Origin of the sequence: Lagierella massiliensis (assembly GCF_001407835.1) — a bacterium.
Classification (GTDB): Bacteria; Bacillota; Clostridia; order Tissierellales; family Peptoniphilaceae; genus Mediannikoviicoccus; species Mediannikoviicoccus massiliensis.
The window spans coordinates 55,144-78,843 of record NZ_CYUO01000004.1 but is presented as its reverse complement, the minus strand read 5'-3'; the positions used below and the strand labels follow the sequence as shown (position 1 = coordinate 78,843).

The 23,700-nt window shown below is 30.5% G+C and carries 26 protein-coding genes; 17 read left to right on the top strand and 9 right to left on the bottom strand.

The window, feature by feature from the left end:
• Positions 1 to 9: 9 nt before the first annotated feature.
• The 5 genes from jag to rpmH are packed head-to-tail and all read right to left on the bottom strand — an operon-like array spanning position 10 to position 2,354.
• Positions 10 to 873 (bottom strand): RNA-binding cell elongation regulator Jag/EloR, encoded by an 864-nt coding sequence (gene jag / locus BN2746_RS00385; protein WP_055077890.1) that lies wholly within the window; start codon positions 871 to 873, stop codon positions 10 to 12.
• Positions 874 to 885: 12 nt separating this feature from the next.
• On the bottom strand, positions 886 to 1,626 hold the full coding sequence (locus BN2746_RS00380) for a YidC/Oxa1 family membrane protein insertase (RefSeq protein WP_055077889.1): 741 nt from the start codon (positions 1,624 to 1,626) through the stop codon (positions 886 to 888).
• A gap of 14 nt (positions 1,627 to 1,640) precedes the next feature.
• A complete protein-coding gene (gene yidD, locus BN2746_RS00375) occupies positions 1,641 to 1,853 on the bottom strand; it encodes a membrane protein insertion efficiency factor YidD (RefSeq protein WP_055077888.1) in 213 nt (70 codons plus the stop codon).
• Entirely contained in the window at positions 1,853 to 2,191 is a 339-nt protein-coding gene (rnpA, locus tag BN2746_RS00370; RefSeq protein WP_055077887.1) for a ribonuclease P protein component, read from the bottom strand. The genes yidD and rnpA overlap by 1 nt, the downstream gene beginning before the upstream one ends.
• Before the next feature lie 28 nt (positions 2,192 to 2,219).
• Positions 2,220 to 2,354 (bottom strand): 50S ribosomal protein L34, encoded by a 135-nt coding sequence (gene rpmH, locus BN2746_RS00365; protein WP_055077886.1) that lies wholly within the window; start codon positions 2,352 to 2,354, stop codon positions 2,220 to 2,222.
• 452 nt (positions 2,355 to 2,806) lie between these two features.
• Here rpmH and dnaA point away from each other — a divergent pair, with 452 nt between their 5' ends.
• The 15 genes from dnaA (at position 2,807) to BN2746_RS00290 (ending at position 18,390) form a co-directional block, all read left to right on the top strand.
• A complete protein-coding gene (dnaA, locus tag BN2746_RS00360; RefSeq protein WP_055077885.1) occupies positions 2,807 to 4,195 on the top strand; it encodes a chromosomal replication initiator protein DnaA in 1,389 nt (462 codons plus the stop codon).
• 233 nt (positions 4,196 to 4,428) lie between these two features.
• A complete protein-coding gene (gene dnaN, locus BN2746_RS00355; protein ID WP_055077884.1) occupies positions 4,429 to 5,529 on the top strand; it encodes a DNA polymerase III subunit beta in 1,101 nt (366 codons plus the stop codon).
• Positions 5,529 to 5,735: a S4 domain-containing protein YaaA gene (yaaA, locus tag BN2746_RS00350; RefSeq protein WP_055077883.1), complete on the top strand. Its 207-nt coding sequence runs from the start codon at positions 5,529 to 5,531 to the stop codon at positions 5,733 to 5,735. The genes dnaN and yaaA overlap by 1 nt, the downstream gene beginning before the upstream one ends.
• Positions 5,736 to 5,744: 9 nt before the next feature.
• On the top strand, positions 5,745 to 6,860 hold the full coding sequence (gene recF, locus BN2746_RS00345; protein WP_055077882.1) for a DNA replication/repair protein RecF: 1,116 nt from the start codon (positions 5,745 to 5,747) through the stop codon (positions 6,858 to 6,860).
• Positions 6,861 to 6,875: 15 nt separating this feature from the next.
• Complete coding sequence (gyrB, locus tag BN2746_RS00340) at positions 6,876 to 8,789, top strand: DNA topoisomerase (ATP-hydrolyzing) subunit B (protein WP_055077881.1); 1,914 nt, start codon at positions 6,876 to 6,878, stop codon at positions 8,787 to 8,789.
• An 11-nt stretch (positions 8,790 to 8,800) separates the two neighbouring features.
• Positions 8,801 to 11,233, top strand: a complete 2,433-nt coding sequence (gyrA, locus tag BN2746_RS00335; RefSeq protein ID WP_077064894.1) for a DNA gyrase subunit A — start codon at positions 8,801 to 8,803, stop codon at positions 11,231 to 11,233.
• Between the two features lie 12 nt (positions 11,234 to 11,245).
• Positions 11,246 to 11,554 carry an STAS domain-containing protein gene (locus BN2746_RS00330; RefSeq protein WP_055077880.1) on the top strand — a complete coding sequence of 103 codons (309 nt, stop codon included), beginning with the start codon at positions 11,246 to 11,248 and terminating at the stop codon, positions 11,552 to 11,554.
• A 3-nt stretch (positions 11,555 to 11,557) separates the two neighbouring features.
• Positions 11,558 to 11,905 carry an ATP-binding protein gene (locus BN2746_RS00325; RefSeq protein WP_055077879.1) on the top strand — a complete coding sequence of 116 codons (348 nt, stop codon included), beginning with the start codon at positions 11,558 to 11,560 and terminating at the stop codon, positions 11,903 to 11,905.
• A gap of 5 nt (positions 11,906 to 11,910) precedes the next feature.
• Positions 11,911 to 12,693 (top strand): SigB/SigF/SigG family RNA polymerase sigma factor, encoded by a 783-nt coding sequence (locus BN2746_RS00320; protein ID WP_055077878.1) that lies wholly within the window; start codon positions 11,911 to 11,913, stop codon positions 12,691 to 12,693.
• Positions 12,680 to 13,711, top strand: coding sequence for a cell wall-binding repeat-containing protein (locus BN2746_RS00315; protein ID WP_055077877.1), 1,032 nt, complete (start codon positions 12,680 to 12,682; stop codon positions 13,709 to 13,711). Before BN2746_RS00320 ends, BN2746_RS00315 begins: the two co-directional genes overlap by 14 nt.
• Positions 13,712 to 13,733: 22 nt before the next feature.
• Positions 13,734 to 15,119 (top strand): aminopeptidase, encoded by a 1,386-nt coding sequence (locus BN2746_RS00310; RefSeq protein ID WP_055077876.1) that lies wholly within the window; start codon positions 13,734 to 13,736, stop codon positions 15,117 to 15,119.
• A 167-nt stretch (positions 15,120 to 15,286) separates the two neighbouring features.
• The gene (locus BN2746_RS00305; protein WP_055077875.1) at positions 15,287 to 16,045 is read left to right on the top strand and encodes an acyl-CoA dehydratase activase; all 759 of its coding nucleotides are present in this window, start codon (positions 15,287 to 15,289) and stop codon (positions 16,043 to 16,045) included.
• A complete protein-coding gene (locus BN2746_RS00300; RefSeq protein ID WP_055077874.1) occupies positions 16,045 to 16,839 on the top strand; it encodes a 2-hydroxyacyl-CoA dehydratase family protein in 795 nt (264 codons plus the stop codon). The genes BN2746_RS00305 and BN2746_RS00300 overlap by 1 nt, the downstream gene beginning before the upstream one ends.
• 14 nt (positions 16,840 to 16,853) lie before the next feature.
• Positions 16,854 to 18,137 (top strand): double-cubane-cluster-containing anaerobic reductase, encoded by a 1,284-nt coding sequence (locus tag BN2746_RS00295; protein WP_055077873.1) that lies wholly within the window; start codon positions 16,854 to 16,856, stop codon positions 18,135 to 18,137.
• On the top strand, positions 18,127 to 18,390 hold the full coding sequence (locus BN2746_RS00290; protein ID WP_055077872.1) for a DUF3343 domain-containing protein: 264 nt from the start codon (positions 18,127 to 18,129) through the stop codon (positions 18,388 to 18,390). Before BN2746_RS00295 ends, BN2746_RS00290 begins: the two co-directional genes overlap by 11 nt.
• Before the next feature lie 25 nt (positions 18,391 to 18,415).
• Here BN2746_RS00290 and BN2746_RS00285 read toward each other — a convergent pair whose 3' ends face one another.
• On the bottom strand, positions 18,416 to 19,135 hold the full coding sequence (locus BN2746_RS00285; RefSeq protein ID WP_055077871.1) for a YoaK family protein: 720 nt from the start codon (positions 19,133 to 19,135) through the stop codon (positions 18,416 to 18,418).
• 131 nt (positions 19,136 to 19,266) lie between these two features.
• On the opposite strand from BN2746_RS00285, the gene BN2746_RS00280 reads away from it, so the two are divergent.
• Together BN2746_RS00280 and BN2746_RS00275 are read left to right on the top strand one after the other, a co-directional pair.
• Complete coding sequence (locus BN2746_RS00280) at positions 19,267 to 20,019, top strand: DUF1287 domain-containing protein (protein WP_055077870.1); 753 nt, start codon at positions 19,267 to 19,269, stop codon at positions 20,017 to 20,019.
• Positions 20,020 to 20,074: 55 nt separating this feature from the next.
• Positions 20,075 to 21,634 carry an ABC transporter transmembrane domain-containing protein gene (locus tag BN2746_RS00275; RefSeq protein WP_055077869.1) on the top strand — a complete coding sequence of 520 codons (1,560 nt, stop codon included), beginning with the start codon at positions 20,075 to 20,077 and terminating at the stop codon, positions 21,632 to 21,634.
• A 23-nt stretch (positions 21,635 to 21,657) separates the two neighbouring features.
• Here BN2746_RS00275 and BN2746_RS00270 read toward each other — a convergent pair whose 3' ends face one another.
• From BN2746_RS00270 to BN2746_RS00260, 3 genes are read right to left on the bottom strand one after another with little or no spacing between them, the layout of a single operon-like run.
• Positions 21,658 to 21,939 (bottom strand): DUF5960 family protein, encoded by a 282-nt coding sequence (locus BN2746_RS00270; RefSeq protein ID WP_055077868.1) that lies wholly within the window; start codon positions 21,937 to 21,939, stop codon positions 21,658 to 21,660.
• Positions 21,936 to 22,286 carry a hypothetical protein gene (locus tag BN2746_RS00265; RefSeq protein WP_055077867.1) on the bottom strand — a complete coding sequence of 117 codons (351 nt, stop codon included), beginning with the start codon at positions 22,284 to 22,286 and terminating at the stop codon, positions 21,936 to 21,938. Before BN2746_RS00265 ends, BN2746_RS00270 begins: the two co-directional genes overlap by 4 nt.
• Positions 22,283 to 23,695, bottom strand: a complete 1,413-nt coding sequence (locus BN2746_RS00260) for a Y-family DNA polymerase (protein WP_055077866.1) — start codon at positions 23,693 to 23,695, stop codon at positions 22,283 to 22,285. Before BN2746_RS00260 ends, BN2746_RS00265 begins: the two co-directional genes overlap by 4 nt.
• Positions 23,696 to 23,700 lie beyond the last annotated feature (5 nt).

Here is a 23,700-nt window from a genome sequence, read left to right as displayed (position 1 = left end):
TAATCTTTCTTAATCTTTTTTTACTTTTATAACCACTCTTCTGAAAGGTTCCTCTCCTTCACTTACAGTGTAAATTCCTTTAAAGGATTGAAGGCTTGAATGGATTACTCTTCTTTCAAATGGATTCATTGGTTCTAATCTCATATTTTTATTGTATTTTAACGCTTTATTTGCCATTTTTTTTGCAAGAGATTTTAAAGAATTAATCCTTTTATCTCTATATCCATTGCAATCTACAGAAATTCTGATGTATTTATCAGAGTTTCTATTGGCAACAAGGTTTACAATATATTGAATTGCATCAAGTGTTTCCCCTCTTTTTCCAATAACAATTCCAATGTCATTTTCATTTACTGGGACTATATTAAATTTGATGCCAAATTCATCATGAAAAGTTTCAATATTTGATTCAATACCCATCTTTTCAACTACAGAATTTAAAAATTCCCTAACTTTAGATTTAAATTCTTCATCCACTTCAACAGGTTTTGTGCTCTCTTCTGAAGAACTAACTTCTTCAAATTTTTCAACTTCTTTAGTTTTTAAATCTCTATCTGAAACTTCCCTATTAGAATCCTTGTCAATTTCTTTTTTATTTTCTTTTTCAAAAACTTCTTTTGATTTAGTCTCTTTCTTAACTTCTGTGTCTACTTTGGAGCTATTATCAGATATTACTTCATTTAAAAGCTGACCTATATCTTCTTCACATGAAACTCTTACCATGGCATCCTTTGCGCCAAAAAGTCCAAATATACCAGATTTAGGTTCTTCTATTACTTCTATAACAGCTTCTTCTTTCGAACAATTCAATTCTTCAATAGCAAGTTTTACCGCTTCATCAACGGTCTTTGCCACTTTAACTGTCGATTTCATCTAAGCTCCTTCCTATTTCTTGTTACCCTTTTTACTGTCCTTATTATTCAATACAACTTCTTCTTCATCATCATTTTTCATGATAAAAAATCTAAATATCATCTCAATGATATTTCCTGTTATCCAATAAATAGATAGTGCCGGTTGATAATTTCTTGCAAAGAAAAAGAACATTATAGGCATTGCATATTGCATTGCAAAGTTCATACCTTGCATAGGATTATTATTATCATCTTGTGGCATTTTTGGAGTCATCATCTTTGTAAATAAGAATTGAGTAAGTGCTAATAGTATAGGAAGAATTAAATCTTTTGAATTAGCTACTGTAATATCCTTAATCCAGAAGAAATTAAGGTTAATATCCTTACTTAACTCTAAATACTTAAGAGGTTCTCTCATAACTGGGAAAAGTGCCCAAATAATAAGAACTTGTATTAGCATAGGCAAACAGGAAGCAAGTGGATTATAACCCATCTCCCTTTGAAACTCCATAACCTTTTGCTGATAGAGTTGAGGGTCATGTTTATATTTTGCTTCAAGCTTCTTAAGTTCTGGTTGAAACTTTGCATTTAGCTTTTGCATTTTTATGTTAGAAATTGTAACCGGCATCATTACCAATTTGTATATCAATGTAAGTATAAGAATTGATATAGCAAAATATGAAATGCTCTTAGGTTCAGTTCCTATTTTCGATACAGTAAGATAAATAACTTCAAGAATCTTACCAATTATCGAACTCAATAATTTTGTCATATACTCTCCTAATCTTATTTTAATGGATCATAGCCGCCCTTGCTAAAAGGATTACATCTCAAAATTCTCCACAAAGCGAGTAAAGTTCCTTTAAATACACCATATTTTTTATATGCCTGAATAGCATATTCGGAACATGTCGGATAATATTTACATTTATTTTGCCCAAGGTATGGGGAAATAAATATTTGATATAATCTTATTATGAATATTGGTATATATCTCATTACTTCACTCTTTTCGATATTTTTCTTATAAGATGCATACATGATTTTTCAAGTTCTTCATAACTTAACTCTTTAGTGTTTTGTTTTGGTATTACTACAATATCGTAGCCTTGAATCAACGAGTCAAAGTTTAACCTGAAAATCTCTTTAAGTCTTCTTTTTATTTTATTTCTTGTAACGGCATTTCCAAATTTTTTAGTAATAGAGAAACCAACACGAGATCCAGGTAAATTATTCTTTTTTACAACAAAAGTGAAGTTCCTATTGAAATAGCCTTCTCCTTTTTTGTAAACATTTCTAAAATCTCTATTACTTCTCAATCTTTTATCTTTTTCCATAAATAAATTAAAAGACCATAAAAATGGCCTAAGCTGAAATAACTTTTCTACCTCTTTTTCTTCTTCTTGCTAAAACTCTTCTTCCACCTTTAGTAGACATTCTTTTTCTAAATCCATGATCTTTACTTCTTTTTCTTCTATTTGGTTGATATGTTCTCTTCAACTTTTTCACCTCCGTAAAATAATACAAAACACTATGATGATTATATAAACGAGACGAGAAACTGTCAAGAAAATCATTAAAAAAAATCAGAATTTTTTATGAAATTTTAATTTTTATGAAAATCATTGTGGATAAATGAAATTTCCATTGAAAAATCAATGTGTTAAGAACAGTTTTTAATTTGAAGTAAATACTTCTATTTGGTATAATATTAGCAGAAAAAAATAATTTTAATTCACAATTTTAAAAAACTTTTGTGGATAACCCCACATTTGAAAGGGAATTTGTACGATTGAAATGGCTTATTCTCTCTTTTTTTTAAGTATTTTTAGATTTTTTCAAAAAAATGTGGATAACTTTATATTTTTGTTGATAACTTGATATAAGTTGTACATTACAATAAAAACATATCATAATATTGTGGATTATTATGTTAATAACGGAGGTGAATTATGGATCTTAATACTTTATGGTCTGAATTACTATCTGTTCTTGAAGTTAATATGGATACTGTTGTCTTTGAAACTTGGATAATGGCATTAAAACCTATAAAATTAACCTCTTCAGAGCTTATACTATCTGCTCCAAATGGTTTTACAAAAAAGATGATTGAAAAAAGATACTTGAATGATATTGTAGAGATACTTAGTTTTATATTAAAAAGTGAAGCCTCAATAAAAATTGTACTTCCTACTGATTCCAACTACAAACAATACCAAGTAAAGGTGCAACCTGGAGGACAACAATATTTTTATGACAATAAACAAGAAGTAAGCACTACTAAAGAAGATATTGAAAAATTAAAAATAGAGCAGATGCTAAATCCGAAATATACATTTGAATCATTTGTAAAAGGTAAATCTAATGAATTTGCCCTGTCTGCAGCAATGGCAGTTGCAAAAAATCCTGCAACCGCTTATAATCCATTATTTATTTATGGAGGACCAGGACTTGGAAAGACTCACTTAATGCAAGCTCTTGCTCATGAAATAATGGATAACAATCCAGAACTTAAAGTTATGTATATAAGTAGTGAAAAATTTACAAATGAACTTATATCTTCAATAGGTGACAAATCAAGTAAGAAAAACAGCCAATTTAGAAATAAGTATAGAAATATAGATGTACTTCTAATTGATGACATTCAATTTATTGCAGGAAAAGTAGGAACACAGCTTGAGTTTTTCCACACATTTAACGATTTATATGCCCAAAACAAACAAATAATTCTATCTTCTGATAAACCTCCAAAAGAGATAGAAACCTTAGAGGAGAGACTGGTCTCACGATTTGAATGGGGACTTATGGCAGATATTCAAATGCCCGATTATGAAACAAGAGTTGCAATACTTAAAGCTAAATTAAAAACAGAACATTCATATGTATCGGATGATATATTAGAATACATCGCCATGAATATAAAATCAAATATAAGAGAGCTTGAAGGAGCACTTATGACAGTACTTGCTCATTCACAGCTTTTAAATGGAAATATTGATTTAGACCATGCCAAATTTGCTTTAAAAAAAGTTATAGAAGAAAGTGAAAAAGAACCTATAACATTAGAGTCTATTCAAAAAGCAGTTTGCGAAAAATATAATCTTGAATTAAAAGATATGTCATCAAAAAATAGAGCAAGACAAATTGCATACCCAAGACAAATTGCAATGTATTTATGTAGACAACTTACAGATCTTTCACTTGTTATTATTGGAGATTCTTTTAACCGAGATCACTCAACAATTATGCATGGTGTTGATAAGATAACTACAGATATTACTAATGATCCTTACTTAGCTGAAGATATAAATAATTTAATTGAAATTATAAAAGGAGAGTAATCCACAATTTCTTGTTGATAACACTGTGGATAAAATGTTGATAAAGTTAAAATTTAAAATTTTACTTTTTTTATGTGGATAATGTTTATAACTTTGAATTTATACAGAAATTATTCACAGAGATATTCAGATGATTTACCTATGTAATATCAAAAGAATTATACTTATCCACATAATAAACAGTACTACTACGACTACTACTAACTTATTATTATTTTTATTAGGAGAAAAAAATGAAATTCGAAATAGAAAAAAGAGAATTATTAAAACATATAAACATTGCTCAAAAAGCAATTTCTTCAAGAACAACTCTTCCTATATTAGAAGGAATTCTTTTTGAAGTAGAAGATAATAAACTTACATTAAAATCGACAGATTTGGAACTTGGAATAAAGACTTCAACAGATTGCATGGTTGAAGAAGAGGGAAAAATAGTTATAAATTCAGCAATGATAGGTAATATAGTAAGAAAGTTACCTGATTCTACCATAAAATTTAATATTACAGGTGAAAATATACAAATCCGTTGTGCAAATTCTGAATTCAATCTAATAGGATTTGATTCTTATGATTATCCACCACTTCCTAATATAGATATAGAAAAAAAGATAGAAATACCTGTAGAAGTCATGAAAAAAGCAATAAGAAATACAGTGTTCGCAGCTTCTATAGACGAGTCAAGACCTTCTTTAACAGGTGTGATGATAGAAGTGGAAGAAAATTATTTGAATTTTGTTGCCCTTGATGGTTTTAGAATAGCTCTTATGAGATATGATAGTGAAATTCATGAAGATATCAAGGAAATAGTTCCATCAAGATCATTAAACGAACTTAATAAAATAATGCCAGAAGAAGGTGATATCACACTTAGTTTTGTGAAAAACAATATTGTGTTTGATTTGGGTGATACTTTAATTTATTCAAGGCTTTTAGATAAAAACTTTTTTGATTATAAAGGAATAATATTTTCACCTTCAACTTGTAAAGTAAATGTAATAAAAAGGGATTTTCAAGACGCTCTTGAAAGAGCATCTCTTTTAGCACGAGAAGAAAAGGCAAATCTTGTTAAAATATCAATAACTGAAAACAATATTCACATTACATCAAATTCTGAGTATGGAAATGTGTCAGAAAACATATATTGCGAAAAAGATGGAAATGATTTAGATATAGCATTTAATGCTAAATATCTACTTGATGGATTAAAGGTAATAGATTCAGAAGAATGCACACTTAATTTAACTGATAGCTTAAAGCCTTGTATTATAAATCCTGTAGATGAAGAAAATGAATATCTTTACCTGGTACTACCAGTTAGATTGGGGAGACAATGATGGAAGAAATTAAAATAGAAACAGAGTTTATTAAACTTGAACAATTATTAAAATACGTAAATATAGTTTCTTCAGGTGGTATTGCAAAAGAAATCATACAAAATGGAGAAGTCTATGTAAATGGAGAAGTTGAGACAAGACGAGGAAAGAAACTTAGACCAGGCGACAAAGTTCAATATGAAAAAGATGTTTATATTATAAAATAGGTGAAAGTTTTGAAGATAAATAACTGTTATCTTTTAAATTTTAGAAATTTCGATAATTTGAATATCAAATTTTTAGACAAAATAAATATTATAACTGGTCCGAATGCAGTTGGTAAGACAAATATTCTTGAAGGTGTATATTTTAGTTCAAAAGGAAAGTCCTTTAAGTCGGTAAGTCAGGAGAATTTAATAAAGTTTGACAAAGTTGAAAGTTATATAAGAACTGATACAGAGTCAGATGGACTTGAGGAAAAAATAGAAGTAAAAATCTCTAAAAACGGACAAAAAGTTATAAGAATAAATGAAAATAAAATAGATACAATGCAGGAGTTACGAACTTTTTTTGATATAGTAACTTTTACACCAGAAGATATAAAAATAATAAAGGAAACTAAATCATATAGACGTAACTTCATAGATGATGTAATTTGTGGAATTATTCCAGGATTCAACCTTATTTTAATAAAATATAATAACATTTTAAATCAAAGAAATTATATTCTCAAAAACAAGAATAAAGAAAAATACTTTAAGGAACAGATTATAGCATCAACTAAGCAGATGGCTGAAGAAGGTGCAAAGATATTAAAAATCAGATCGAAATATATCAGGATTATTGAAGAAGTTGCAAAAAATATTCATAAAAGACTAACTGATGAAAGTGAAGATTTTTGTATTTTTTACAATGGAAAGTATGAGGATTGTTATAAAGATACTGAAAAAAATTTTGAAATGCTCTATGAAGAAATGATGAATTCTCTTGAAAAAGATCTATATAGAGGATTTAGTTCAGTGGGGCCACATAGAGATGATATAAAAATATTTGTAAATAATCTTGATTCAAAAATATTTTTATCACAAGGGCAGCAGAGAACGCTTATACTGACTTTAAAACTATCTCAACTTAAGATATTTTATGAAATAAAAGAAACAAGCCCTGTTATACTCCTTGATGATGTTTTTTCAGAACTTGATAAGGACAGGACAAATTTTATTTTAAATGAAATTAAAGGTTATCAAAGTATAATAACTGCAACATCAGAATCTTTTATAGATGACTATAATGGAGAGTATAGAATTTTTGAACTGGATAATAATGAACTTAAAGTAAAGAAATATAGATAGATGAAAGGATAATATATGACTCAAAATAGAGATTATGGAGCTAAGAATATAAAGGTATTAGAAGGCCTGGAACCTGTTAGGCTTAGACCGGGGATGTATATAGGATCTACTGGTCCAAAGGGACTTCATCACTTAGTATACGAAGTAGTTGACAATAGTATAGATGAAGCACTGGCAGGAGTTGCAGATACCATAACCGTAATTATTTATGAAGATGGATCTGTTTCTGTTGAAGATAATGGATCTGGAATTCCAGTTGAAAAACATCCTCAAACTGGAAAGTCAACTCTTGAAACTGTACTTACTATTCTTCATGCAGGTGGTAAGTTTAATAATGATGCATATAAAGTTTCAGGAGGTCTTCATGGTGTAGGTGTTTCTGTAGTAAATGCTCTATCATCATGGTTAAAAGCTACAGTTAAGAGAGATGGATATGTATTTACTCAAGAATTTTCAAGAGGAAAGGTTACAAAAGAAATAAAAAAAGGTGAAAAAACTGATGAGACTGGTACAAAAATTCAGTTTATGCCAGATGAAGAGATATTTGAGACAATAAATTTTGAAAAAGATGTTCTCATAAGTAGATTTAGAGAGATGGCATTTTTAAATGGTGGAATAAAAATTATCTTTGAAGATAGAAGAGATGATACAAAGATAGAATTTCACTATGAAGGTGGAATCAATTCATTTGTAGAGTACTTAAATAGAAATAAAAATGTACTTCACCAAAAACCCATATATATTACAGCAGAAAGAGAAAAGAGCACTGTTGAAATATCTATGCAATATACAGACTCATACTCTGAAAATGTACTACCTTTTGCAAATAACATCCATACAACAGAAGGTGGAACTCATTTAATTGGATTTAGAACTGCTCTTACAAGATCTCTAAATGACTATGGAAGAAAATATAATTTAATTAAGGAAAAAGATCAAAATCTTCAAGGTGATGACACAAGAGAAGGTCTTACAGCTATAGTTTCTATAAAATTATCCAACCCGCAGTTTGAAGGACAAACCAAGTCAAAGCTTGGAAATTCAGAATCAAGAGGTGATGTAGAAACTACACTTTATGAAGGTCTTTCAATATTTTTAGAAGAAAATCCAGCAGTTGCAAAGATAATAATTGAAAAGGCTCAGTCCTCAGCAAGAGCAAGGGAAGCTGCGAGAAAGGCAAGGGACTTAACCAGAAAGAAATCAATTCTTGATAATACAACATTACCTGGAAAACTTGCAGATTGTATAGAATCAGATATTTCTGTAAATGAAATATTTCTTGTGGAAGGTGACTCCGCTGGAGGATCTGCAAAGGGTGGAAGAGACAACAAGTATCAAGCGATTTTACCTTTAAGAGGAAAGATTTTAAATGTTGAAAAGGCAAGGCTTGACAGAGCACTTTCTTCAAATGAAATAAAGGCTATGATAACGGCATTTGGTACAGGAATCGGAAAAGAATTTGACATTTCAAAACTTCGTTATGGAAAGATAATAATTATGACGGATGCGGATGTTGATGGTGCTCACATAAGAACACTACTCCTTACATTTTTCTTCCGATATATGAAAGATTTAATAAAGGAAGGTCATATCTACATTGCTCAACCTCCACTTTATGGAATTATCAGAGGTACTAAGGTTGTAAGATATTGTTATACAGAGGAAGAACTTGAATCTTCACTTGATGAGCTTGGAAGAGGCTCAAATTTAAAAGTTCAAAGATATAAAGGTCTTGGTGAAATGAACGCAGACCAACTTTGGGAAACTACTATGAATCCAGAGAATAGAATACTTTTAAAAGTTTCTATTGATGAGGACGAATTTGTTGAAGTTGATGAAACTTTCAATATTCTAATGGGAGATAAAGTTGAACCAAGAAGAGAGTTCATTGAAGAAAACGCAGTATATGCACAAAATATTGATGCATAGGAGGTGGTAAAGTGAGTGAATTAATAAAAGGTCATGACAATATTATAGATGTTGATATAGATAAAGAAATGAAAAAGTCCTACTTGGATTATTCAATGAGTGTTATAGTTTCAAGAGCTTTACCAGATGTTAGAGATGGACTTAAGCCAGTTCATAGAAGAATAATATATTCTATGCAACAGCAAAGTATGTTCCCAGATAGAGGATTTACAAAGTCTGCAAGACTTGTTGGGGATGTAATGGGTAAGTTTCACCCCCATGGCGACTCAGCAATCTATGACGCTGTAGTAAGACTTGCACAAGACTTCAATATGAGATATCCACTTGTACAAGGTCAAGGTAACTTTGGATCGATTGATGGTGATGGAGCCGCAGCTCCAAGGTATACAGAGCTTAGAATGAATAAGCTTTGTCTTGAAATGCTTAGAGATATAAATAAAGAAACTGTAGATTTTCAAGAGAACTACGATGGTAGAGAACTTGAACCAGTAGTGCTTCCATCAAGATTTCCAAATTTAATTGTAAATGGATCATCTGGTATTGCAGTAGGTATGGCTACAAATATGGCTCCTCATAACTTAGGTGAAGTTATAGATGGTATAGTTTCATACATTGACAACAGAGATATTACAATAGATGAATTAAGAGAACATATTAAGGGACCTGACTTTCCAACAGGTGCAAATATTATGGGAAAGCAGGGAATTATTGATGCATATAACACAGGTAGAGGAAAGATTATTCTAAGGGCAGTTGCTAAGATAGAAGAACACCACAAGAGAGAAAGAATTGTAATTACAGAAATCCCATATCAAGTAAATAAGTCCAATTTGATAATGAAGATTGCAGAACTTGTAAAGGATAAGAGAATAGAGGGCATTTCAGATTTAAGAGACGAATCAGATAGAAAAGGACTTAGAATTGTAGTTGAATTAAAGAGGGATGCAAATGCTCAAATAGTTCTTAATAATCTATATAAATATAGTCAAATGCAAATTACATTCGGTATAATAAACCTTGCACTTGTAAATGGAGTTCCAAAAATATTAAATTTAAAAGAACTCATTAAGTACTATGTAGAACATCAAGAAGAAGTAATTACAAGAAGAACAGAGTTCGATCTTAAAAAGGCAAAGGACAGAGCCCATATTGTAGAAGGACTTTTAAAAGCAATAGACAATATTGACGAAATTATAAAGATAATAAGAGAGTCCTATTCAGATGCACTGGAAAGACTTATGGAAAGATTTGGATTTTCTGAAGTACAAGCTCAGTCCATTCTTGATATGAGACTTAGAAGACTACAAGGCTTGGAAAGAGAAAAACTTAAAACTGAATATGAAGATTTAATAAAAGAAATTGCAAGACTTGAAGAAATACTTGCAAATAGGAGATTACTTCTTGATATAATTAAGAATGAATTAATAGAGATAAAAGAAAAGTTTGGTGACAAGAGAAGAACAAAAATAAAACCTAATTACAATGAGATAGATATAGAAGAGCTTATTGAAGAAGAAGATGTTCTTATAACAGTAACAAAGCACGGTTACGTAAAGAGAATTCCTGCAAGCTCATATAAAGTTCAAAATCGTGGTGGAAAGGGAGTAGTGGGACTTAACCTAAAAGACGGAGATTATGTAGACTCACTATTTGTAACATCAACCCACAGTACGATAGCATTCTTTACAAATAAAGGTAGAGTATACACTCTTAAGGCTTATGAAATTCCTGAGGGAAGTAGACAGGCAAGAGGACAGGCTCTTGTAAATCTAATTCAAATTTCAAAGGGAGAAATTGTACAAGCTGCAATACCATTTAATGAAGATGAAGATGATCACTATCTATTAATGGCAACAAGATCTGGTCTTATTAAAAAGACAAAGATTAATTTGTTCAAAAATCTTAGAAAATCAGGACTTATAGCTATAGTTTTAAGAGATAATGACGAACTTATTTCAGTAAGGTCAATTGGAAAAGACGAAGAAGCTATGATTGTAACTAAGAAGGGACAATGTATTAGATTTAAAGTAAAAAATATAAGAGCAATTGGAAGAGCAGCTCAAGGTGTTAAGGGAATTACTCTAAATAAAGATGATGAAGCTGTTGCTATGGACATTGTAAAAGATAATGAATATCTATTAATTGTTTCAGAAAATGGATATGGTAAAAAGACTTTAGTTGATAAGTATAAAGTTCAAAATCGTGGTGGAAAGGGAGTTATAACCTACAAGATTTCAAAGAGAACTTCAGATATCATATCAGCAAAGCTTGTAAAAATTGATGACGAAATAATCCTTATGTCTGCCAAGGGAGATGTTATCAGACTTAAGGTTAGACAAGTTTCAACAAAGGGCAGAGATACTATGGGAGTTAAAATTAGAGAAGTAAGTGATGAAGGCGATAAGATTGTAGCTGTCGCAAAATATATAGAAGATATCGAATAATAGGAGGTTCATATGGGTTTAAATTATGATATTAATGAAGAAAAAGATCTAATTAAAATTTCCTTAGATGGAGATTTAGATGCCTATTCAAGTGATGAATTTAAGGAAGCTGTATTAAAAAAAGTATCATCTTCAAAAGATATACTTATAAATGCTAAAAAGTTAAATTTTATTGACTCCACTGGTCTTGGAAGTTTGATAAGTATTTATAATACAATTAAAGAGCAAGATAAAAATATAAGTATTGAAGAAATAAAACCTAATGTAAAACAAATATTCGAGATAACTGAATTAAATAAGCTCTTCAATATTAAGGAGTAGAATATGAAAAAATATTATTTATCCTTTGAATACACGCCAGAGAATTTTGCACTTGCAAGACTTAATGTGTCATTTATTGCCAATAAAGTTGGATTTAATATTGAAGAAGTAGAAGATATTAAAGTTTCTCTAAATGAAGCTTTAAATCTTTTGCTTGGAAGTGCAGAACAAGTAAAGATTGTGTTCTTTTCATCAGAAAACAAACTGGACATTGAAGTTATAGCTATAAATCCAGATAAGAATAAAACAGAAGAACCAAATAAATTTGCAAGAATTATCTTAGAAACTCTTATGGATGAAGTTGAAATAGAGGAAGGATTAATTAAACTTAGTAAAAAGCTTAAGGACTAAAAACTATGACCAGAGATAAAAAAGAACTTAAAAATATTGATACAAAAGAGCTTTTTGAAGAATATGATAAAAATAAAGATATGGCCATAAGGACAGAACTCATTGAAAGACATATTTATATTGCTGAAATCCTTGCGAAGAAATATGCCAATAGAGGAATAGAGTACGATGATTTATTTCAAGTTGCAAGCCTTGGGCTCATTATGGCTATAGATAGATTTGATGTATCTCGAGGATTTGAATTTTCAAGTTATGTTACCCCTACTATAGTTGGAGAAATAAAAAAATATTTTAGAGACAAAGGTTGGGTAATTAGAGTTCCAAGAAGAATTCAAGAGATGTCAAAAAAGGTTAATACAGCAAAGACACAACTTTCTCAACATCTTCAAAAAACTCCTACAATTGGTGATATTGCAGATTATCTGGAGGTTACAGAAGAAGAAGTCATAGAAGCTATAGAAGGTAGTAAAGTTTATGCACCTTCATCACTTGAAATTACCTATGATTCACAAAATGATGATAAGGAAGTAAATATTCAGGAACTTATCGGAGTTTTAGACGAAGACTATGAAAAAGTTGAATTAAAAGACTTGATAGACAGAGTTATGGAAAAACTTAATGAACTTGAAAAGAAGGTTATTATAGAGAGATACTTTGAAAAGAGAACTCAAATTTCCATAGCAAATTCATTAAACATAAGTCAAATGTCTGTTTCCAGAATTGAAAAAAAAGCTTTGGAAAAATTTAGAGAAGAATTTGAAAAGGATGGCATACATGATAAAAAATAAAAAAATTTTAATGTTACTTTTAATTTGTATGATAAGTCTTCCTACAACAGCTCTTGCAAATAGTAAAGTGTATTTATATAGAATATCTGCAAAGAGTAGATATGGTACATCTGTAGAAACAAGTAAGGTTTCTTATAAAAAGACTATAAATGCAGTCCTAGTAAGTGGAGATAATTTTGCGGATGGACTTGCAGGAGGGGTACTTGGTTCTGTACTTAACGGTCCTGTACTCTTAATGTCAAAAACAGAAGTTCCAAATGAAGTTAAAGATGAACTTAAAAGACTACAAGTTAAAAATGTATATATAGTTGGTGGAACAAGTGCAATTGAAGAAAATGCATTAAAACAGTTAAATGGGTATAATGTAAAGAGAATATCTGGTAAAAATAGAGTTGATACTGCAGCAAAGGTTGCAAATTTTATCAAAGCTTCAGGAAATAATTATGATAAAAGATATTTTGCAATAGCAAATGGTCAAAATTTTGCTGACTCACTTTCAGTAAGTGGTTATTTGGCTACAACAAGAATTCCACTATTACTCACAGGTGGAAATTCTTTAGAAAGAGAAAACTTAAACTATATACAAAACTCTGGAATAACAAAGGGGATTGTAGTAGGAGGAAAGGGATCTATAAATCCTAATATTTTATCAAATAACAATCTTAAAAGAATAGAAAAGACTAACTTTTCAGGTAAAAACAGATACTTAACATCTTTAGATGTTGCAGAAAAGGGATTTAGTGATGTTCGTACTGTAGTTCTTGTAAGTGGAGAAGATTTTCCAGATGCACTTTGCGCATCAAATGTTGCAAAATATGTAAGTGGACCAATACTATTATCATCTTCAAAAGCCATAGATAAAAATATAGTAAATTATATTAAAGGTGGAGATGTAACAAGGCTTATAGTAGTTGGAGGTACTAATTCACTACCTGATAAGTTGTTAGAAGTAATAAATAAAGATCAAATAAGAGGACCAGAAGAAATAGGAAATCCTAAAGAAGATCCTGTAGGTTAAAGAATAGAAAGAAGGTATTGAGATGGAATTAAATTATGAAAAGAAGAATATCTGGGAAGAACTTTCTGAAAAGGAAATTAATGAAATTTTTGAATATGGAGAAAGATATAAAAAATTCTTGGATAATTCAAAGATTGAAAGAGAAGCTACAGTTACAATAATTGAAAAAGCTAAAGAAAATGGATTTATAAGTTTAGAAGAAGCATTAAAAGGTAAGATTAAAAAGGGAGATAAAATCTATTTAAACAACAAGAACAAATCAGTTGTTATGATGATTGTTGGAGAAGATATAACAGAAGGTATGAATATACTTGGTTCTCATATAGACTCTCCAAGACTTGACCTAAAACAAAATCCTATTTTTGAAGACGGTCATATGGCATACTTCAAGACTCACTACTATGGTGGAGTTAAGAAATATCAATGGGCAACACTTCCTCTATCACTTCATGGAACAGCTTTTACAAAAGATGGAAAGAAACTTGATATTGTGATTGGAGAAAAAGAAGAAGATCCTGTATTTTATATTTCAGACCTTTTAATCCATCTTTCTAAAGATCAAAGAAAGAAATCTATGGATGAAGGAATTACAGGAGAACAACTAAATGTAATTATAGGACATAGATCATATAAAACTAAAGATGAAGAAAAGAATCCTATCAAAGACAGTGTTTTAAAATATTTAAATAAGGAATATGGACTTGTAGAAGAAGACTTTTTAATTGCAGAACTTACAATAGTTCCAGCTGGAAAAGCAAGAGATGTTGGATTTGACAGATCTCTAATAGCTTCATATGGTCACGATGATAAAGTTTGTGCTTATGCATCACTTGAAGCTATACTAAAAGTTGAAAATCCAAAGAAAACAGCAGTTTCACTATTTGTTGACAAGGAAGAAATAGGTTCTGTAGGTAATGCATCAATGGGAGCAAACTTCTTCCAAAATATGGTTGCAGAAGTATTGAACAATCAAGTTGAAAACTACTCAGATGTACTTTTAAGAAGAGCATTTGCAAATTCAAAGGTTCTTTCAGCAGATGTTACAGTTGCCTTTGATCCTAATTTTGCAGAAGTTACAGAAAAGAATAATGTAGCACTTGTAGGTCATGGTGTTGCACTTGCAAAATATACAGGTTCAGGTGGAAAGTTTGGTTCAAATGATGCAAACACAGAATTTTTACAAGAACTTAGAACATTATTTAATGAAAATGGTGTAATTTGGCAAACAGGAGAACTTGGAAAGATAGACCAAGGTGGTGGTGGAACAATTGCATATATACTTGCAGCCTATGGCGCAGAAGTTGTTGATATTGGAACAGCAATGCTTTCAATGCACGCACCTATAGAACTTCTTTCAAAGGCAGATGCATATATGACTTCAAAGGCATATGAAGTATTTGTAAAATAATAAAAAAATACAATACACCCTCTTTACCGATGTGTAAGGAGGGTTTTTTAGTTTTAATTCGTTAAGTTTATCGATAGATAAAACTCATCTTAGTGGAAAAATTATTTATACTATTAATAAATTTTTCAAAATCGATATTTGGTGATATAATTTAGGTGGTGATGTATATGTATAATGTTGGAATTGATATAGGTTCAACAGCTTCAAAAGTTGTTGTCTTAGACGATTCAAAAAAAGAAATACTTTATAAAAAAGTCATGCCTACTGGCTGGAGTTCAGTTCAAGCCAGTAGAGATATTGAAGAATGGCTTTTAGAAAATGGAGTAACAGAGGACAATAGAAAAGTTGTTGCCACTGGATATGGAAGGGTTTCTGTGCCTTTTGCTGACAAAGTTATAACAGAAATAACATGTCATGGAAAAGGAGCGAGTTTCTTTAATCCTGGAAAAGATATTACAATTATAGATATTGGTGGACAGGACACAAAAGTTATAAGCTTTAGAGACAACTTTGTAGATGACTTTAAGATGAACGACAAATGTTCTGCAGGAACAGGAAAGTTCTTAGAGGTAATGGCAGGAAGGCTTGGTGTGGATCTTGACGAGATGTTTGCACTTGCAAGAAAGGGAAAGGATATAAAGATATCATCTATGTGTACCGTATTTGCAGAAACTGAAATCATCTCATTAATTGGTAAGGGAACACCAAAGGAAGACATTGCATGTGGGGTTATTCACTCCATTATTAATAAAGTAATAATTTTAGTAAATAGAATTCCAAAATCAGACCAATATTTCTTAACAGGTGGTTTTGCAGGAAATGATTACATGGTTGAACATTTGCAAGAACTTCTAAAAGCAGATGTTAGTACCCATGAAGATGGCAGATTTGCAGGAGCGATAGGAGCTGCAATGCTTGCAAAGTAATGGAATATTTAGATATAAGAAAAAATGCTTATATTGAAGCATTAACTTTAAGTGAAACAGGTAAAGTTATTTCGCTTTGGGGGAGAGTTCCATGGGAGATAGTAGAAAGCTTTGGATACAAAGGACTATACTCCTATGGAATTGATAAGCATGTAACAGAAGGGTATGACGACAATAACTACTGTGATATGTTAAACTCATCATTTGCATACTTAGAACTTGGAAAATGTCCATTTATGTTCTCTTCAAAGTTTTTTATAGTGGATGATAACTGTAAAATAAGATATGAAAAATTAAAGGAGAAGACGGACAAAGAAGTTTATATTTACAAAGACAACGATTACAAATCCCTAATTAAGTTTATGGAAGAAAAGTCAAAAGAGCCTTTCAATATGGATAAATTTGTGGATATTGTGGAAAAATCAAAACAGATTTCAAGTGCAATAGGTAAGCTAAGAAAATGTGATGTGGATGAGAAAAGGATATACGAAGTAGAATACTTTTCTAAGTTTATCTTTGATGTAGACGAGAGACTTTCATTTATTAGGGGACATATTGATGAAAGTTTTAGAGAGAAGGAAGTAGCTAAAATACAAGCGGGAGCTGGAATTTATAAAAAAATAGTTCAATTAATCAATGAGGGTTACTTTTGTGAAGGAGAACTTCATAAAGACTACGAAAGTAGCGGTTTTGAATTTATAAAAGAAAAATATGGAAAATTTAATTTAGAACCCGACTATATAATTCGAGGCTGTAACCAATTTGATATTGATTATAAAACCATAAAATATTAAAGGGGGAATAATTCATGGCAGATTACAGAAAAATGTGGGAAGATTTAGGAATGGACGTAGAAACTCATGACGTTTTATGTGAAGTTTTACCACAAGCATTTGGGGACGTTTATCTATCACAAGAAAACAGACCAGAAAAAATGGATTACTTTAACATGGTTGTTGCAGAAATCCATGGAATAAGACCAGCAGAACTTATTGAGTTCCAAAAAAATGGAGGAAAGGTAGTAGGAACATTCTGTATTCACGTTCCTGATGAAGTAGTATTTGGTTGTGGAGCAATTAACACTGGACTTTGCTCAGGATCACAATTCTGGGTACCAGGAGGAGAAAAACATCTTCCAACAGCAACTTGTCCACTAATAAAAGCATCATTAGGTGCAAGATTTGAAAGAACTTGTCCTTTTTTCAGAATAGCAGACCTATTCGTTGGAGAAACTACATGTGACGGTAAGAAAAAGGCATGGGAAATTTTATCAAAAGATGCACCAATGTACGTTTTTGACTTACCACAAATGAAGAGAGATAAAGACGTTGAGTTCTTTAAGGACGAAGTTTATAGATACATAGACAGAATCGAAGAGCTTACAGGAAACAAACTTACTGCAGAATCACTACATGATGCAATAGTTCTTATTAACAACAAGAGAAGAGCAATGCAAAGACTTTGGGAATTTAGAAAGTTAGACAATGTACCAATAAGCGGTAAAGACTGTCTACTTATTTCTCAAATTGCATTCTATGACGACCCAACAAGATTTGCACAAATGGTTAACGAACTATGTGACGAACTTGATAAGAGAAAAGAAGAAAATGTTTCTGTTTACAAAAAAGGCGCTACAAGACTTATGCTTACAGGAACACCACTTTCAATTCCAAACTGGAAACTACATCACATCATAGAAAGCAGTGGAGCAGCTGTAGTATGTGAAGAAATGTGTACAGGTTCAAGATATTTCGAACTTACAGTTGACGAATCTGGCGAAACTATAGACGAAATGGTTTCACATCTAACAGATAGATATATGAAGGGAATCAACTGTGCTTGTTATACTCCAAATCACGAAAGAGTTGAAGATATTATAAGACTTGCAAAAGAATATAATGTAGATGGAGTTATAGACGTTAACCTTAAATTCTGTAACATATATGATACAGAAGGTCACATAGTAGAAAAAGAACTTAAAGAAGCAGGCATTCCTGTACTTGGAATAGAAACAGACTATACTGATGAAGATGCTGAACAACTAAAGACAAGAATAGAAGCATTCGTTGAAATGATTGAAAATGAAAAGTAAACAAAACTACATTCTATTTGAAGATGTACAAAATGGTCAAAAACTCTATAGCTTAATAAAAGAAAACAATATTAAAGCAACTATTGCACCAACTCCAAGAGTTTTAGATGTGTGTTGTGGAATATCAATTCTCTATGACAACATAGAAGACAAGGAGAAGATTGAAGAAATCATTAAAGAAAATGACATTGTCATTAAAGGATTTCACGAAATAGAAAGAGATATTGATCCAAGTAGAATGAAATTTCTATAAAGACACCGACCATAAGGTCGGTGTTTTAATGTCCATGGGGTTTTCTATTAAACATTTCCCTTTCAATAACTCTATCTGCATAAAAAAGTTTTATAAAGATAATCAAAAGTAATATACAAGCTCCCCAAATTGATTTATAATTAAAAAATTTAATACTTATGGTACTAAGCACAGTTCCCAAAATAAAATAAAAAATCATAGATCCATGGATCTTTAATTTATTCTTAGAGTAATCATCTTTTTTTCTCAAATAAACCGAAAGGTTTGAACCAACTTGACGAATATGGTTTGTTACAAAAGTTGTAGCCGCCGGTGTTCCCCGAACTTGACGAAATGTGTTAAACTGCATTGAACAAATGAAATTTAACGCAACTTGACATATTTGGTCTGGTGCAGACTTTGGTAGTAAACCTAAAATAAATACAATTATGATTTCAATTCCAATTAATAAGGTATCCCATCGTAAAAAGAAAAATTTTTTTACAGTTCTTCCTAAATGTTCCGACAAAAAGGAACCAAAAAAATAAACGGAAATCGGCAAGAGTAGATGTAGTGCTCTGGTCCAATCGGCTTTTCCGAGAGCTATGGCAAAAAGCACTACATTGGCAGTTTGTGCATTACAAAAAACTCCCCCACGAAGTATAAATGTATATGCTCCAAAAAAGCCTCCCACAGTGATTAATAGTTTATATATAAAGGGCTCTTCACATGTTAAGTACACATCTTCTATATTATTTTCATCCATACAAATCTCCTCTCATACATTCTACATCGAATATAAAAACATTAAAAGGGTGAAAAATTGTTACAATATGTCAAAGTTAGTGAAATATAATGTAAAAAAGTATAAAATAGAGCTAAGAAAAGGTGAGTGAAATGAAAACAGAAAAAAGATATATTATAATTCCCGTTTTAATAATAGCAGCCCTATTTGTACTATTTCTTTACAAAAGTGAAAATGCAAAAGTTATTTTAAATGGTCCTATTTTAAAGGATGTTCTATATGAAGATGGGAAAAATAAAGAATTTAAAAAACTAAATATAAAATCAAACTCCGATTACAATGAAAATGGAGTAGATGACTACGGAGACTTTGTAAATGGAGCAAGAAAAGATGCAAAAAACCATCCAAAATATGTTCCAGACTATGTAAAGGACAACAATGGCTACCCAGATGAAAATAGCGGCGTTTGCACCGATGTTATATGGAGAGCATTTAGAGAAGCAGGTTACTCTTTAAGATCCATGTTAAATAAAGATATTGAAAGGTCCCCAGAGCGCTACCCAATGGTTGAAAAACCCGACAACAACATTGACTTTAGAAGAGTTAAGACATTAAGACCATTTTTTGAAAATTACTGCACGGTTTTGACAAATGAAGTAAAGGATCCAAAGGACTTCCAACCAGGAGATATAATAATATTTGGACCAAATGATTTTCACATAGGAATGTGTTCTGATAATAGAAATAGCGAGGGATTTCCATTTATATTTCATAATGGAGGACAGCTTAAGAGAGAAGACGACTATATTAAACGCTCCCCAATAACAGGGCATTACAGATTTGAAAGGGAAAATATTTTAGAAGATGTAATAGTTCCATGGGATGAAGATGAATATAAACAGTAGAACATTCGCATCTATATAAAAGGTACATGATTTTATATAGTTAAATGAGGAAATTATGATAAGAGATAAATATAAAAATAATTTTTCTAAAATTTTATTATTATTTTTAACAGGGATAGTCGTAGGAAGTTTAAGTATACTTCCTATGATTTTCATTCAAAAGGTAATAGATTACTTAACAATGGGTAACACAAGTGATTTTATAAAAAATATAATATTTTATTCATTGGTATATATTTTTGTTAATATGTTTAGGATTATTCTTGTCAACTTTGGTTCAAAATTTGAACTTAATCTGAATAGAGATATAAGGAATGAGATTGTTGAAAGCATTCTTAGCACAAAGATTGATCTATTAGAAAAAGCTGGTCAAAGCAATGTTTTTAACGTTCTTATTGATGATTTAAAATCCCTCGATGACAAACTTATACCTCTTGTTTTTGAATTAGGTTTTTCAATATCAAGTTTTGTAATCGGATCGATTATAATAATAAAATATGACTACATTATGTTATTTGCTATGATTTTAATTTCTGCCATTTCAACTATTGTAATTCAAAAAATTTTAAAGAATTCAGAAATAGCATCTAAAAATAGTCAAATTCAAAGGCTTAATGTTATAAATAAATTTTTTGACATAATTGTAGGTGCCAGGGACATTAAATTATTTAACAAAGAGAAAGTTTTTACCAGTGAATTTCTCAAAGAAAACTATGAGTTAAATAAGCTGGATAAAAAAATTGTAAACATTAAAAATGTATCTCAAGCACTTGTCAGTTTACTGTTTAATCTTATTATGGCTATTTTAATCTTTATTGGAGGAATGCGTGTTAGTCAAGGTAGTTTATCTGTTGGTGCATTAATTGCAATAATTTTATATGCATCAATGATTACTGATCCTATATTTAATATAATAGAAAATCAAAAAGAAATTTCTGCTTTTAAGAATTCCGTTAAGAGAATAGATGATACCTTTGAAATCATAGAGAAAGAGAATATAAATTTAATTGACGATTTTACTACAATTGAATTTAAAGATGTTTCATTAAATTATGGAGATAATCACATTTTAGAAAATTTTAATTTAATCATAAATAAAGGAGATAAATTAAAGATAAATGGAAGAACGGGATCAGGTAAATCAACTATTGCAAAATTAATCACCAATATGTACAAACCAACTACTGGCAATATATATGTTGATGGAAAAGAAAATAAAACAATATCTCTGTCAGCAGTTTTTCAAGAAAATAAATTATTTAATATGTCGATTGTAGATAACATTACATTTAAATCCAATATAGACGAAGATAAATTGAATCAGATTATTAAAATTTGTAGATTAGATGAAGTTATTAAAAAATATTGTACGAACAACATCGGATTTGATAATAGTACTCTATCAGGTGGAGAAAAGACAAGGGTTTTATTAGCAAGGGCATTGTATAAAGACTGTGAATTATATATCTTTGATGAAATAAGTACAGGACTTGACGAAATTCTTTTCTATGAAATATTTGATGATATTATGAAATACTTAGAATCAAAAACAGTAATTATAATCGACCATAAACATATTAGCGAAAATTACTTCACAAAAAGTATTTCCATATAAAAAACCCACCTATTGGTGGGTTTCTATCTACATTGATGGCCTAAGTAAGAATATACGATAATATTTTTATTTTCCTCAATATGATTTCTCTTAAAGAAAAAGTAATGTTCCTTTTTATCCTTTGAATTCCTATTATTAAGCATAAAATAGTTTTTATTGGATGAACTTAAGCAGTGGAGAATATCGTCAACTAAAAAAGTAAGGGGAATGTTTGTATCTACAAATTCATAAAAATCCTTCTCAAATTTCTCATAATTATTTGAAAAGTAATCAAATTGAATACTATTTTTTTGTAATTCATTCATGATTCATTCTCCAAAAGTCTTAATCTGATGATGTTTTTACATAGAATCTTCTTAACTGCCGATTCAGTTCTAAAGTAGATGCTTAAATTTTCCAGATCTATTATTTTGCCAATATATGGTTTATAGCTCTCGTTAGTATATAAAATAATTTCAAGATTATTTAGGTAGACTTGCCTCAAGAGCATAAGGATTTCTTCTTCCTTCATCTGATTTGAAAAATTTATTTCATTTCCCATTTGTAATAGGGCACTGGTGTGTTCAGAAATGAAAAAGCCCATCCATTTTGCCATTCCTCTATCCACATATTTCCTTGCTGATTCATAGTTAAGATAATCTCTTACAATCATATAATACCGTCCATTCCACCGGCATGGCCGCCGATTAATTTACTTCTTTCAATAACTCTTGATCCTTCCATTAGTGAAAATCCAGAAAGGATAGAAGTATAACCAAATTTATCTCTTATTTCATCAAATGTCTTATCCAAAATTTCTTGTTTTTGTAATTTTTCCACATCATTTAAAAAAGTATAATTAAAAAAACTGTCATCGACTAATTTGCCATAGGTCACACCAATATTTCTTACGGCACCACCTCTATACCTTTCTCTAAAAAGTTTTATTACTTCATTCGATAAAACATTTGTAGAATTTGTTGGATTTATACTTTTTTGAGCCTTAATAGACTTCATGTCTTCCTTATATGAAAAACCAATGTAAATGGAAATTCGACCAGTTTTTTTATTCTTTTTTCTAATTCTTGTGGCAACTTGTTCAGCCATTTCCCTTAAAACTATTTCAATTTCACTTTGACTATCATAGTCCCTTGGTAGTACTTGTGAATTGCCATAACTTTTTGACTTTGCTATATAGGGGACATTTACCTTAGATTCATCAACACCATTTGCATGAAACCAAAGCTGCACACCGATTACACCAAATTCCTTTTTCAAAATATCCACATTATAATTGGCAAGGTCCCTAATGGAATAAATTCCCAGTCTATTTAACCTTGTAGCAGTTCTACTTCCAATTCCCCAAAAGCTTGTAAGATTTTTAATATTCCATACCTTAGTTTCCACATCTTCATAGGACCAGTTTGCCCTCATCTGCCTTGTGGTCTTAGCTTCATTATCAAGGGCCAACTTAGCGAGTAATGGATTAGAGTTACTCATTCCAACCGTTGAATAGATACCAGTTTCCTTCCAAATTTCATTTTGAATCTTTGCAGAAACACAGTCCAATTTATCCTTCTTAGTCATGTTCCTATTAGGTACAAAATAATTTAAAGACCCTGTTAAATCAAGAAATGACTCATCAATAGAATAGGGATGTATTTCATCTTTTGGAGCGTAATTTTGAAAAACTTTTTGAATTTTTAAGTTTTCTTCAATATATAAGCTCATTCGAGGAGGGACAATCAAAGTCTTTTCTGCCCATCTTTCCACATAGTCAATGTAATCCCTTGTAATATCCAATTTTTGATTTTTTGCATTTTCAAAAGAAAACTTTCTCGTTTGGATATCAAAGGGGAGATCCCTGGCTCTACCAACATTTTTCTTACCAAAAACTTTTTTAAAAGTGGGACTACTGGCAAGGGTAAGCCCAGAAGAATTGTCTGAGTTACTCATTACGCAAAGGGATGTAGTAAGAGGATTTAGATTTCTTTTAACACATTCAACACTGGCATAAAAACTTTTCATATCCACAAAAGCAATATCAGATTTTGGTTCTAAAGAATAATCTATAATACCCATAACCC

What these genes read in the sequence shown, in the direction of transcription:
- jag (WP_055077890.1), bottom strand. Translation starts at nt 873, where the DNA reads ATGAAATCGACAGTTAAAGTGGCAAAGACCGTTGATGAAGCGGTAAAA.
- BN2746_RS00380 (WP_055077889.1), bottom strand. Translation starts at nt 1,626, where the DNA reads ATGACAAAATTATTGAGTTCGATAATTGGTAAGATTCTTGAAGTTATT.
- yidD (WP_055077888.1), bottom strand. Translation starts at nt 1,853, where the DNA reads ATGAGATATATACCAATATTCATAATAAGATTATATCAAATATTTATT.
- rnpA (WP_055077887.1), bottom strand. Translation starts at nt 2,191, where the DNA reads ATGGAAAAAGATAAAAGATTGAGAAGTAATAGAGATTTTAGAAATGTT.
- dnaA (WP_055077885.1), top strand. Translation starts at nt 2,807, where the DNA reads ATGGATCTTAATACTTTATGGTCTGAATTACTATCTGTTCTTGAAGTT.
- dnaN (WP_055077884.1), top strand. Translation starts at nt 4,429, where the DNA reads ATGAAATTCGAAATAGAAAAAAGAGAATTATTAAAACATATAAACATT.
- yaaA (WP_055077883.1), top strand. Translation starts at nt 5,529, where the DNA reads ATGGAAGAAATTAAAATAGAAACAGAGTTTATTAAACTTGAACAATTA.
- gyrB (WP_055077881.1), top strand. Translation starts at nt 6,876, where the DNA reads ATGACTCAAAATAGAGATTATGGAGCTAAGAATATAAAGGTATTAGAA.
- BN2746_RS00330 (WP_055077880.1), top strand. Translation starts at nt 11,246, where the DNA reads ATGGGTTTAAATTATGATATTAATGAAGAAAAAGATCTAATTAAAATT.
- BN2746_RS00325 (WP_055077879.1), top strand. Translation starts at nt 11,558, where the DNA reads ATGAAAAAATATTATTTATCCTTTGAATACACGCCAGAGAATTTTGCA.
- BN2746_RS00320 (WP_055077878.1), top strand. Translation starts at nt 11,911, where the DNA reads ATGACCAGAGATAAAAAAGAACTTAAAAATATTGATACAAAAGAGCTT.
- BN2746_RS00315 (WP_055077877.1), top strand. Translation starts at nt 12,680, where the DNA reads ATGATAAAAAATAAAAAAATTTTAATGTTACTTTTAATTTGTATGATA.
- BN2746_RS00310 (WP_055077876.1), top strand. Translation starts at nt 13,734, where the DNA reads ATGGAATTAAATTATGAAAAGAAGAATATCTGGGAAGAACTTTCTGAA.
- BN2746_RS00305 (WP_055077875.1), top strand. Translation starts at nt 15,287, where the DNA reads ATGTATAATGTTGGAATTGATATAGGTTCAACAGCTTCAAAAGTTGTT.
- BN2746_RS00300 (WP_055077874.1), top strand. Translation starts at nt 16,045, where the DNA reads ATGGAATATTTAGATATAAGAAAAAATGCTTATATTGAAGCATTAACT.
- BN2746_RS00295 (WP_055077873.1), top strand. Translation starts at nt 16,854, where the DNA reads ATGGCAGATTACAGAAAAATGTGGGAAGATTTAGGAATGGACGTAGAA.
- BN2746_RS00290 (WP_055077872.1), top strand. Translation starts at nt 18,127, where the DNA reads ATGAAAAGTAAACAAAACTACATTCTATTTGAAGATGTACAAAATGGT.
- BN2746_RS00285 (WP_055077871.1), bottom strand. Translation starts at nt 19,135, where the DNA reads ATGGATGAAAATAATATAGAAGATGTGTACTTAACATGTGAAGAGCCC.
- BN2746_RS00280 (WP_055077870.1), top strand. Translation starts at nt 19,267, where the DNA reads ATGAAAACAGAAAAAAGATATATTATAATTCCCGTTTTAATAATAGCA.
- BN2746_RS00275 (WP_055077869.1), top strand. Translation starts at nt 20,075, where the DNA reads ATGATAAGAGATAAATATAAAAATAATTTTTCTAAAATTTTATTATTA.
- BN2746_RS00270 (WP_055077868.1), bottom strand. Translation starts at nt 21,939, where the DNA reads ATGAATGAATTACAAAAAAATAGTATTCAATTTGATTACTTTTCAAAT.
- BN2746_RS00265 (WP_055077867.1), bottom strand. Translation starts at nt 22,286, where the DNA reads ATGATTGTAAGAGATTATCTTAACTATGAATCAGCAAGGAAATATGTG.
- BN2746_RS00260 (WP_055077866.1), bottom strand. Translation starts at nt 23,695, where the DNA reads ATGGGTATTATAGATTATTCTTTAGAACCAAAATCTGATATTGCTTTT.